The organism is Parasphingorhabdus sp., assembly GCF_036964675.1.
GTDB lineage: Bacteria > Pseudomonadota > Alphaproteobacteria > Sphingomonadales > Sphingomonadaceae > Parasphingorhabdus.
The window spans coordinates 1-2,472 of the sequence record NZ_JBALTF010000128.1 but is presented as its reverse complement, the minus strand read 5'-3'; the positions used below and the strand labels follow the sequence as shown (position 1 = coordinate 2,472).

The 2,472-nt window shown below is 56.3% G+C and carries 4 protein-coding genes; all 4 read right to left on the bottom strand.

Annotation, left to right across the window (positions count from 1 at the left end; translation table 11 throughout):
* Positions 1 to 541: proton-conducting transporter transmembrane domain-containing protein (locus V7665_RS13430; protein WP_335665039.1), on the bottom strand; the 541-nt coding region annotated here is incomplete at its 3' end.
* 115 nt (positions 542 to 656) lie between these two features.
* Entirely contained in the window at positions 657 to 962 is a 306-nt protein-coding gene (gene nuoK, locus V7665_RS13425) for an NADH-quinone oxidoreductase subunit NuoK (RefSeq protein WP_323800948.1), read from the bottom strand.
* A gap of 151 nt (positions 963 to 1,113) precedes the next feature.
* Positions 1,114 to 1,728, bottom strand: a complete 615-nt coding sequence (locus V7665_RS13420) for an NADH-quinone oxidoreductase subunit J (protein ID WP_335665040.1) — start codon at positions 1,726 to 1,728, stop codon at positions 1,114 to 1,116.
* A gap of 256 nt (positions 1,729 to 1,984) precedes the next feature.
* Positions 1,985 to 2,470 (bottom strand): NADH-quinone oxidoreductase subunit NuoI, encoded by a 486-nt coding sequence (gene nuoI, locus V7665_RS13415; RefSeq protein ID WP_335665038.1) that lies wholly within the window; start codon positions 2,468 to 2,470, stop codon positions 1,985 to 1,987.
* Between the last annotated feature and the right edge of the window lie 2 nt (positions 2,471 to 2,472).

The following is a 2,472-nucleotide window of genomic DNA, read 5'->3' as shown; positions in this document are numbered from 1 at the left end:
AGCCAAGGTCACCAACGCGGTTGACGACAAAAGCCTTGATCGCTGCGGCATTGGCGCTCGGTTTCTTGAACCAGAAACCGATCAGCAGATAGGAGGCAAGGCCAACGCCTTCCCAGCCAAAGAACATCTGCACCAGATTATTGGCGGTCACCAGCATCAGCATGGCGAAGGTGAACAGGGACAGATAGGCGAAGAAGCGCGGCTGGTCCGGATCTTCATCCATATAGCCCCAGCTGTAGAGATGCACGAGCGCGGACACGGTGGTTACCACCACCAGCATCACTGCGGTCAGCGCATCAACGCGCAAGGCCCAGTCGAAATTGAGATCGCCCGAGACAATCCAGGTCATTACCGGAACGACTTCCGCCGAGCTGGTCCCGTTCAAAAAGCCGATGAACACCGGCCAGCTGAGCGCACAGGCGGTAAATAGCGCGCCCGTGGTGATGACCTTGGCTGGCACATTGCCGATGATCCGGTTGCCGAAACCGGCAACAATCGCTGCCAGCAAGGGCAGGAATACTATGAGGATGATGCTGTTCACGAACTAACCTCGTCGCCCCAGCGAAGGCTGGGGCCTAACCCGCCTATGGTGGGAGCACATGATTTGGGTTGGATCCCAGCCTTCGCTGGGATGACGATATTAAAAATCACCGGCGCTACCCCTTCATCCGGTTGACATCATCGACGGCAATGGTGCCGCGCTGACGGAAGTAAATCACGAGAATGGCCAGCCCGATGGCGGCCTCGCCTGCGGCCACGGTCAGGATGAACATGGCGAATATCTGCCCGGTCATGTCGCCGAGAAAGGCGCTGAACGCGACAAAATTCAAGTTCACCGCGAGCAGGATCAATTCGATCGCCATCAGGATGATGATGATATTCTTCCGGTTCAGGAAGATGCCGAGCATGCCCATCACGAACAGGATCGAGCTGACGACGAGATAATGTTCAATGCCGATCATGACCGCTCCCCGGCTGTTGAATGAGTTGCTGAAATTATATCCGTTCGTGCTGAGCCTGTCGAAGCACATCCATCGGCAGGACGGCGTTCTGACTGCAAAGGTCCTTCGACAGGCTCAGGACGAACGGTGATTGTGGTCAATGAGTTTCGCATCACAATTCCACTCCCTTGCCAACTTCGGGCTGCGTGTTGCGCGTCGCATCTTCCGGCCGGCGTGAAACCTGGTCGGCGATATTCTGCTTGCGGACGCCGCCGCGGGTGCGATGGGTCAGCACGATCGCGCCAACCATGGCGACCAGCAGGATCATGCCTGCGGCCTCGAACAGGAAGACATATTTGGTGTAGAGCAAAGCACCGAGCTGTTCGATATTGGACGGCGCTCCGGCTGGCGGCCCAACCGCAGCGGTCGCCTCGCCCATGCCCGAGGATTGCCAGGCACCGACGCCAAAGATGATTTCCACCACCAGCACCAAAGCCAGCAACAGACCGAGCGGCAGGTTTTTCATGAAACCGGCCCGCAATTCGGCAAAATCAATGTCGAGCATCATCACGACGAACAGGAACAGCACCGCGACCGCGCCAACATAGACAATCACCAGCAGCGCCGCGATAAATTCCGCGCCGACCAGCAACATCAGACCCGCCGCGTTGAAAAACGCCAGGATCAGCCACAAGACACTATGCACCGGATTGCGCGCAAAGATGCAGAAAGCACCACTGGCCAGCACGATGGATGCGAAGAGATAGAAAGCAAATATTTGCATTATCTCACCACTCCGTCACCCCAGCGAAGGCTGGGGCCTAACCCGCCTTTGGTGGAAGAGCATATATCGGGTTGGATCCCAGCCTGCGCTGGGATGACGAGTATGTCAGAATCGTGTGAAATATTCATAATCCCCGTTTTCCTCAACTCCGTTTGTGCTGAGCTTGTCGAAGCACCTCTCGACGAGAAGCGCCCTTCGACAGGCTCAGGACTAGCGGATATTCTCTCGCGCTGAGACATGTTCGATTCTTGCACGCCCATTACCGATAGGGCGCATCGGCAGCAAGGTTTGCCGCGATTGCCCGCTCCCATTTGTCGCCATTTTCCAATAGCTTGGATTTGTCGTAAATCAGCTCTTCGCGCGTTTCCGTCGCATATTCGAAATTCGGCCCTTCGACGATCGCATCGACCGGACAGGCTTCCTGACAGAAACCGCAATAGATGCACTTGGTCATGTCAATGTCATAGCGCGTGGTACGGCGCGAGCCGTCATCGCGCGGTTCGGCCTCGATCGTGATTGCTTGCGCCGGGCAGACCGCTTCGCACAATTTGCATGCAATGCAGCGTTCCTCGCCATTGGCATAGCGGCGCAATGCATGTTCCCCCCGGAACCGCGGCGAAATCGGGTTCTTCTCATAGGGATAATTGATCGTCTTCTTCTTCTTGAAGAAATATTTCAGCGTCAGCGCATGCGCCCCGATAAATTCGAACAGGGTGAAGGCCTTGATGGTTTGTGCGATGGTCATGC